Source organism: Kitasatospora sp. MY 5-36, from assembly GCF_001182915.1.
In the GTDB taxonomy this organism is placed as follows: Bacteria; Actinomycetota; Actinomycetes; order Streptomycetales; family Streptomycetaceae; genus Kitasatospora.
The window spans coordinates 1-7,827 of the sequence record NZ_LFVW01000553.1 but is presented as its reverse complement, the minus strand read 5'-3'; the positions used below and the strand labels follow the sequence as shown (position 1 = coordinate 7,827).

Sequence of the window (7,827 nt, the reverse complement as noted above, 5' to 3'; positions counted from 1 at the left end):
CGGCCGGCCCGGGCACGGGCCGGACGGCGAGCTGACCGTGGCCGCCGCTCCGGGCGTGTACCAGCCGCTCCAGGAGCGGCTGGCCGCGCTGCGCGCCTGGGCGGACTGACCGGTTCCGCCGTCCCGCCGCCGGAACCCGGCGGCGGGACGGCCCGGACGTGCGACGGGCCCGGGTGCGAAGGCCCCGGACATGCGAAGAGCCCTGACATACGGGGGATGCCAGGGCCTGGGTTTCGCACGGCCCCCGTAGGGCCGCTGGTGCCGGAGGTCCGGCGACGGGTCGGTGTGCCGGACGGGTCAGGCAGCGGTGCGGTGGCGCTCCAGCACCGTGTCCACGCCGTGCTCGGCGGCGAGTCGGCGGAGGTCGTCCAGCTCGGACTGCTCCACCTCGGCGAGGAACTCGTCCCCGGCCTCGATCGCGCGGTGCAGGTCCTGCTCGGCGTTGGCTATGCGCTGCAGGATTCCGGCCTTGAAGGCGTCCATACGGGCCCCCTTACTGTGTCGGACGTGCACGGTCGTGCGCTCTCCGCCCCGGGGAAGGTCCAGCCGGTGAAAGCACCCAGGCCGGAAGGTGGTGGCAGTCCGGACGGGTGCGGAGACGGCCCTTCGGCCGCTCCCGGTGATGTCCCAGCCCCAGGGCCGGCGCGGATGAACGCACGGCGGGTGGGTGCGATCGGCCGTCAGCCAGATCGCGGGTGTGCAGCTGTCCTCCCCGCCCCCAGGGCGGGGAAACCTTTCGGCGCGAGAAAGTTGCCCGTGTCACAGTCCAAGCGGAGTGGTGCGGATGCGAACAGTGACCGCCGCGGACCCGGGTTCCGTGCCCGAGGGGCAGCTTATCGCTGCTTTACCGCCCGACCAGGCAGGATGGAGGCACCGTCGGAGCCGTGCGTCCGCTTCCGGGGCCGGCCTGGAGAAGGGACAACGACCGTGCGGGTTCTCGTCGTCGAGGACGAGCAGCTGCTTGCAGAGGCCGTCGCGACCGGTCTGCGCCGCGAGGCGATGGCCGTCGACGTTGTGTACGACGGGGAGGCCGCGCTCCAGCGCATCGCGGTCAACGACTACGACGTCGTCGTCCTGGACCGCGATCTTCCGCTGGTCCACGGGGACGACGTCTGCCGCAAGGTGGTCGAGCAGGGCCTGGCCACCCGGGTGATCATGCTGACCGCCTCCGGCGACATCAGCGACCGGGTCGAGGGCCTGGAGATCGGCGCGGACGACTACCTTCCGAAGCCGTTCGCCTTCAGCGAACTCGTCGCCCGGGTAAGGGCGCTGGGCCGCCGCGCGACCATCCCGCTGCCCCCGGTACTGGAGCGGGCCGGCATCTCGGTCGACCCCGGCCGGCGCGAGGTGATCCGCGACGGGCGCACCGTCCAGCTCGCCCCCAAGGAGTTCGCCGTCCTGGAGGTGCTGATGCGGGCCGGCGGTGCCGTCGTCTCCGCCGAGCAGCTCCTGGAGAAGGCCTGGGACGAGCACACCGACCCGTTCACCAACGTCGTGCGCGTCACCGTGATGACGCTGCGCCGCAAGCTCGGGGACCCGCCGGTGATCGTCACCGTGCCGGGCTCCGGCTACCGGATCTGACGACCGGAGTCCGCCCACCCCGAGACTCCCCGCCGTAAGCGCCCGCCCCGGCGGACGCCCCGAGAGGACCATCATGACCACCCCGCCCCCGGCCGGCGGGGCCTCCGGCGCGCCCGCCGGCGGCCCGCGTGCCGTCCCGCCGAAGCCCCTGACCCCGCCGCGCGTCCACCGCCCCGGGTCCTACGTCCCCGGCGACGGCATGCTCGCCTGGTTCCCCTTCCGCCCCACCATCCGGATGCGCCTCACCCTGCTCTACGGCGGGATGTTCCTGATGGCCGGCGTGGTGCTGCTGCTGCTGATGTACGTGTTCTTCCAGGACGCCGTCTCGTACCTGGCGCCGCGCAACCTGGTCTTCGACGGCAGCATCCAGGTCACCGGCCCGGACGGCGTCCACTCCACGATGAACAGCACGAGCTACAACCAGTTGCAGGCCGCCGACTTCCTGGCGCGCTCCGACTCCGCGCTCAACACCCTGCTGCGCAAGTCGCTGACCATGCTGCTCTGCCTCGCCGTGATCGCCTTCGCGGCGGGCTACGCGATGGCCGGCCGGGTCCTGCGCCCGCTCGGCCGGATCACCCGCACCGCCCGCGACGTGGCCTCCTCCGACCTGCACCGCCGGATCGAGCTGGACGGCCCGGACGACGAGCTCAAGGAGCTCGCCGACACCTTCGACGGCATGCTGGACCGGCTGGACCGCTCCTTCGACTCCCAGCGCCGCTTCGTCGCCAACGCCTCGCACGAGCTGCGCACCCCGCTGGCGATCAACCGCACCCTGCTGGAGGTCCAGCTCTCCGACCCGGCGACCTCCTCCGACCTCCAGCAGCTGGGGAGGACCCTGCTGGCCACCAACGAGCGCAGCGAGCAGCTCGTCGAGGGCCTGCTGCTGCTCGCCCGCAGCGAGAACGAGCTGACCGACCGGCGCCCGGTGGAGCTGTCCGAGGTGGCCACCCGGGCGCTGGAGCAGACCCGGGGCGAGGCCGACAAGCGCGAGGTCGAGCTGCGTTCGAAGCTCGATCCGGCGATGGCCGCCGGCAACGGCGTGCTGCTGGAGCGGCTCGCGCTCAACCTGCTGCAGAACGCCGTCCGGTACAACACCCCGGGCGGCTGGGTCGAGCTGGCCACCACCGCGGTGCCCGGCGGCGGCGAGCTGGTGGTCTCCAACACCGGCCCGGTGGTGCCCGGGTACGAGCTGGAGCACATCTTCGAGCCGTTCCGCCGGGTCAAGGGCGCCGACCGCACCCGCAGCGACAAGGGGGTCGGGCTCGGCCTGTCCATCGTCCGCTCGGTGGTGCGCGCCCACGGCGGCACCATCGAGGCCACGCCGCGCGCCGGCGGCGGCCTCACCATGAGGGTCCGCATCCCCTCGCCGTAAGGGTCGAACGCCCCTTCCGCGGGCGACCGTTTCCAGCCGCCCCCGCCAGGCCCGTCAAGACGACATAAGGCCTGGCGGGGGCGGCTTGTCTTTTCCGGCCCGAGCAACTTACGGTGTCGTAACCTACGCAACCGTAGGTGAGTCCGTCGGCGCCCCGCCGACGGGTCCACGACGTGTCCCCGTCCAGCGCGCCCGTCCCAGCGCGTGCCGTCCCCTCAGGAGCACCACCGTGACCATCGCCCCTGTGCAGAGCAGCTCCCCGCTCGTCGCGAGCGGCTGGACCGACGCGCGGCTGATCCTCGCCCTCGAAGAGGTCGTCGAGAAGGAGCTCAACCGCCACCTGGGCGTGGCGAAGGAGTGGATGCCGCACGAGTTCGTCCCGTGGAGCCAGGGCCGCGACTTCGACGGCGTGCTGGGCGGCGAGGCCTGGTCGCTGGAGCACTCCAAGGTGACCCCGGTCGGCCGGGTGTCGCTGGTGGTCAACCTGCTGACCGAGGACAACCTGCCCAGCTACCACCACGAGATCGCGACCATGTTCGGCCGCGAGGGCGCCTGGGGCACCTGGGTGCACCGCTGGACGGCCGAGGAGGGCCGGCACGGAATAGCCATTCGTGACTATCTGCTCGCCACCCGCGCGGTCGACCCGGTGGAGCTGGAGCGGGCCCGGATGAGCCACATGTCGGAGGGCTTCGAGTCCGACAACGCGCACAGCATGCTGCACTCCGTCGCGTACGTGGCCTTCCAGGAGCTCGCCACCCGCATCGCGCACCGCAACACCGGCAGGTACGCCGGCGACCCGCTGTGCGAGCAGCTGCTGGCGAAGATCGCCAACGACGAGAACCTGCACATGGTCTTCTACCGGAACCTGCTGAAGGCCGCCCTGGAGATCGCCCCGGACCAGGCCATGCGGGCCGTCGCCGACGTGGTCACCGACTTCCGGATGCCCGGCCACGGCATCCCCGGCTTCGAGCGCGCCGCCGCGCAGATCGCCCTCGGCGGGGTGTACAACCTGCGCATCCACCACGACGACGTGCTCCAGCCGGTGCTGCGCCACCTCAAGGTGATGGAGATCGGCGGGCTCGGCCCGGAGGGCCTGCTGGCGCAGAACGAGCTGGGCGTCTTCCTCGACGGGCTGGACGGCCAGGCCCGGAAGTTCGAGGAGCGCCAGGCCGCCCTGCTGGCACGCCGGGAGGCCCGGAGGAACGCCGGCTGAGATGCTGGACCGAGCGGTCGGAGTGGGTGGATTTCCCGCGGTTTGCCCTGGATGATTCTGAACGTGACCAAGCTCACACCGTGTCGCTCCACGATTCCGGGCAACCCCGGAGAGTGATCACCTGATCAGGGGTGTCGATCGCCGTCCGTGACCGGATTCCGGTCACCGGTCGGTCCGCGGAATCGGTCGGCATCCCTGATGGACAAGGGATTCCCCAGACATCCACACCGATTGTGCTCACTGTGCGTGGTCGGTTTACCGGGTCCCCGGAAGGCTGGTGATGGCCCAGCGTGAGGCCTTCCACAGCCCTGGGGATCACCCCGATGGAGCCCGGGCTGAGTGTCGATTGAGTAACAGGGCTTGAAGTAAGGCAAAATCTCCGCCTCGGGTCGGGCACAAGACCGACCCCCCATGCGTTACGTGCGCTGGAGATACCGCACACACCGCACAACCCGGAGGGGGAGAGCGAAAAATGGCAACCGACTACGACACCCCACGCAAGACCGACGACGAGCTCAACGAAGACAGCATCGAGGAGCTCAAGGCTCGGCGGAACGACAAGGGCGGCAGCTCTGTCGACGTCGACGAGTTCGACGCCGCCGAGGGCATGGAGCTCCCCGGTGCCGACCTCTCGAACGAGGAGCTCGCCGTCCGTGTCCTGCCGAAGCAGGCGGACGAGTTCACCTGCATGAGCTGCTTCCTCGTGCACCACCGCAGCCAGCTCTACAGCGAGAAGAACGGCAACCCGATCTGCCGGGACTGCGGCGCCTGAGCACCGCGGCGGACAGGACCCGGTGCCCGCGGCTGCGCCCGCGGGACCGGTACACCGCTCCTTCCGGCCCCGGGCAGCGGGGCCGGACGGCAGGTCCGGGCATCGTCCGTCTGGACGGGCCCGGGAGGACGGAGTCGGCCGGTCGACCGGTCAGGACAAAGTCGTAGGGACGGTCCCGCAGCAGCGGAACCGTCCCTCTCCGTTTGTCCGGCCTCTTCCGTCCGGCTCGTGTCCGGGCCCGACCGCCTCGCGGCCGGCCCGGTCCGCCTCAGGTGCGGGCGCCGCGCCGGGCGTCCTCCAGCGCCTCCGCCAGCTTCATCGGCGAGCGGGTCGACAGGTAGAGGTACGGCGTCGGGTCGGTCGGATCGGTCACCTCGACCCGCAGCGCCGTCGGGACGTAGCTGCGCAGCAGCATGAAGGCGCGCGGATCGGCCTTCCGGCCGCGCCAGGCCGCCGCCTCGGCGGGGCTCAGCGCCTGCGCGTCGCCGAGCGCGTCCACCGGGATCCGGGCCGGGCCGGCCACCAGGGAGCCCTGGACCACGCGGATGCGGGCCGAGCCGTAGCTGCTGATCGCGACCGCGCCGGCGGCGATGCCGACCACCAGTCCGATCAGCGCGGCCGGACCGCTGACCCGGATCAGGATCAGCGCGAACGTGAGGCCCAGCGCGATCGGGAGCAGCCACCAGGAGCGCGGCACCGTGAGGCGTTCGTCGTACATGCCTCCATTGTGGTCGCCCTGACGTCCGGCCCGGGACGCCACCCCCACCGGAGGCCCGCTACCCCTGGGTAGGCTGGGGCCCCGTGACCGGTACGACAGCCCCCAGCACCCCCACCGACCGGCCGGCGCCCGCCATACCGCCGTCCCCGACCACCCCGCCGCCGGACGCCGTCCTGCCGGAGCGCCACCCCCAGGCGCCCGCCCCCGGCACCCGGCTCGGCTCCCACTACGAGCACTGCTTCGGCTGCGGCCCGCAGCACCCCGGCGGCCTGCGGATCGACGCGGTCGCCGGCGAGGGACTCGACGTCACCGCCGAGTTCGCCGTCCGCGACGCCCACCAGGGCGGCCCCGGCCTGGCCCACGGCGGGCTGCTGACCACCGCCATGGACGAGACCCTCGGCACGCTCAACTGGCTGCTGCACGCCCCCGCCGTGACCGGCCGGCTGGAGACCGACTTCCTCAGCCCGGTGCCCGTCGACTCGGTGCTGCACCTGCGCGCCTGGATCACCGGCGTGCACGGCCGCAAGATCTACAGCGCCGCGGAGGCGCGGATCGGCGGACCGGACGGGCCGGTCGCCGTCCGGTCCCAGGCCCTCTTCATCCAGGTAAAGCTGGAACACTTCACCACGCACGGTCGTCCCGAGGACATCGAGAAGGTCCTCGACGACCCGGATCTGATGAAGCGCGCACGAGCCTTTGAGGTGAACCCTTGAGCGACACCCCCCGCCCGCAGCTGGACGTCCTGATCAAGCGCATCGACCCCGAGCTGCCGCTGCCCGCCTACGCGCAGCCCGGGGACGCCGGTGCCGACCTGCGCACCACCGTCGACGCGGAGCTGGCCCCCGGCGAGCGGGTCATGCTGCCCACCGGCATCGCCATCGCCCTGCCGGACGGCTACGCGGCCTTCGTCCACCCCCGGTCGGGCCTGGCAGCTCGTTGCGGTGTTGCCCTCGTGAACGCCCCGGGGACGGTCGATGCCGGGTACCGTGGAGAGATCAAGGTGATCGTCGTCAATCTGGACCCGCGCGAGGGGGTCAGCTTCCGCCGAGGGGACCGAATCGCCCAGCTGGTGATCCAGCAGGTCGAGAAGGCCCGTTTCCACGAGGTGGAGGAGCTGCCTGGGTCGGCACGCGCCGAGGGCGGGTTCGGGTCGACCGGCGGCCATGCCGCGGTCTAGCATGCCCGCGGCCTCGCAGGAAGCCGAGCAGGCATTCGCATCGGTCTTGGACCGGGAAGGGCAGTGACCGTGTTCCGTCGTCGCCAGAAGAGCGAGGACGCTGTCGAGCAGCTCGCCGACGACGCCATCAGCGCCGACGAGACGGCCGATGACGTCGAAGGTTCCGCCGAGAGCGAGAACGTGACCGAGCTGGACCCGGCCGACAGGGTCGGCCTGCCGCCGGCCCCCCGGCCGGACGGTCCGTGGGACCACTCCGAGCTGGAGAACCCCGAGGAGGGGCGCGTCGACCTCGGGGGTCTGCTGGTCCCCGGCGTCGAGGGCATGGAGCTGCGCGTCGAGGTCGCCGGTGACGCGATCGTGGCAGCAACCCTTGTGCTCGGAAACAGCGCCATCCAGCTCCAGGCCTTCGCGGCCCCGAAGTCGGAGGGCATCTGGGGGGAGGTCCGGGAGGAGATCGCCAACGGCATCACCTCGCAGGGCGGCCTCATCGAGGAGGAGGAGGGCCCGCTCGGCTGGCACCTCCGCGCCCGGGTCCCCGTGCAGCTGCCGGACGGCACCCAGGGCGTGCAGCTGGTGCGGTTCGTCGGCTGCGACGGTCCGCGCTGGTTCCTGCGCGGCGTGATCTCGGGCCAGGCCGCCGTGCAGCCGGAGATGGCCGGGATCCTGGAGCAGGTCTTCCGGCAGACGGTCGTCGTGCGCGGCGAGTCCCCGATGGCTCCCCGCGACCCGATCGTCCTGAAGCTTCCCGAGGACGCCCAGATGGTCGCCGACGGTGGCGGGGCGACCGCCGCCGCCGGTGAGGGCGAGAACCGCTTCGGCGGTACCGCGCTCGACCCGTTCGCGCGCGGCCCGGAGATCACCGAGGTTCGCTGACCCGGCTCGGGCCGGCTCCGGCCGGCCCTGATCGGCACTGATCGCCCCTGCCCGGGAGCCCGGGCAGGGGCGATTTGCATGTGACGTGCCGGTGCCCGTACAGTTCCGGAGTCGCCGCGGG

General features: G+C 72.0%; 9 protein-coding genes and 1 pseudogene. 8 read left to right on the top strand and 2 right to left on the bottom strand.

Annotated elements, in window-relative coordinates:
* Positions 1–109: pseudogene (locus AE652_RS49560) on the top strand (inositol monophosphatase); the annotation flags it as partial.
* A gap of 188 nt (positions 110–297) precedes the next feature.
* Here the strand turns inward: AE652_RS49560 and AE652_RS29850 are convergent.
* Positions 298–483: a hypothetical protein gene (locus AE652_RS29850; RefSeq protein ID WP_030057688.1), complete on the bottom strand. Its 186-nt coding sequence runs from the start codon at positions 481–483 to the stop codon at positions 298–300.
* A 444-nt stretch (positions 484–927) separates the two neighbouring features.
* Between AE652_RS29850 and AE652_RS29845 the strand changes: the two genes are divergently transcribed.
* From AE652_RS29845 to AE652_RS29830, 4 genes are all read left to right on the top strand, one after another.
* Positions 928–1,581 carry a response regulator transcription factor gene (locus tag AE652_RS29845; protein WP_049657097.1) on the top strand — a complete coding sequence of 218 codons (654 nt, stop codon included), beginning with the start codon at positions 928–930 and terminating at the stop codon, positions 1,579–1,581.
* 73 nt (positions 1,582–1,654) lie between these two features.
* On the top strand, positions 1,655–2,953 hold the full coding sequence (locus tag AE652_RS29840; RefSeq protein WP_053112333.1) for a HAMP domain-containing sensor histidine kinase: 1,299 nt from the start codon (positions 1,655–1,657) through the stop codon (positions 2,951–2,953).
* Positions 2,954–3,182: 229 nt separating this feature from the next.
* A complete protein-coding gene (locus AE652_RS29835) occupies positions 3,183–4,166 on the top strand; it encodes an acyl-ACP desaturase (protein ID WP_049657095.1) in 984 nt (327 codons plus the stop codon).
* Positions 4,167–4,638: 472 nt separating this feature from the next.
* On the top strand, positions 4,639–4,938 hold the full coding sequence (locus AE652_RS29830) for a DUF4193 domain-containing protein (protein ID WP_030285479.1): 300 nt from the start codon (positions 4,639–4,641) through the stop codon (positions 4,936–4,938).
* Between the two features lie 268 nt (positions 4,939–5,206).
* Here the strand turns inward: AE652_RS29830 and AE652_RS29825 are convergent, their stop codons facing one another.
* Positions 5,207–5,656 carry a DUF3093 domain-containing protein gene (locus AE652_RS29825; RefSeq protein WP_049657093.1) on the bottom strand — a complete coding sequence of 150 codons (450 nt, stop codon included), beginning with the start codon at positions 5,654–5,656 and terminating at the stop codon, positions 5,207–5,209.
* A 134-nt stretch (positions 5,657–5,790) separates the two neighbouring features.
* Between AE652_RS29825 and AE652_RS29820 the strand changes: the two genes are divergently transcribed.
* From AE652_RS29820 to AE652_RS29810, 3 genes are all read left to right on the top strand, one after another.
* The gene (locus AE652_RS29820) at positions 5,791–6,369 is read left to right on the top strand and encodes a PaaI family thioesterase (RefSeq protein ID WP_049657100.1); all 579 of its coding nucleotides are present in this window, start codon (positions 5,791–5,793) and stop codon (positions 6,367–6,369) included.
* Positions 6,366–6,833, top strand: coding sequence for a dUTP diphosphatase (dut, locus tag AE652_RS29815; RefSeq protein ID WP_049657091.1), 468 nt, complete (start codon positions 6,366–6,368; stop codon positions 6,831–6,833). Before AE652_RS29820 ends, dut begins: the two co-directional genes overlap by 4 nt.
* Before the next feature lie 69 nt (positions 6,834–6,902).
* The gene (locus tag AE652_RS29810) at positions 6,903–7,706 is read left to right on the top strand and encodes a DUF3710 domain-containing protein (protein WP_049657098.1); all 804 of its coding nucleotides are present in this window, start codon (positions 6,903–6,905) and stop codon (positions 7,704–7,706) included.
* Positions 7,707–7,827 lie beyond the last annotated feature (121 nt).

Bases quoted from the DNA above. Each gene is read 5' to 3' on its own strand.
- AE652_RS29850 (WP_030057688.1), bottom strand. From the start codon at position 483: ATGGACGCCTTCAAGGCCGGAATCCTGCAGCGCATAGCCAACGCCGAG.
- AE652_RS29840 (WP_053112333.1), top strand. From the start codon at position 1,655: ATGACCACCCCGCCCCCGGCCGGCGGGGCCTCCGGCGCGCCCGCCGGC.
- AE652_RS29830 (WP_030285479.1), top strand. From the start codon at position 4,639: ATGGCAACCGACTACGACACCCCACGCAAGACCGACGACGAGCTCAAC.
- AE652_RS29825 (WP_049657093.1), bottom strand. From the start codon at position 5,656: ATGTACGACGAACGCCTCACGGTGCCGCGCTCCTGGTGGCTGCTCCCG.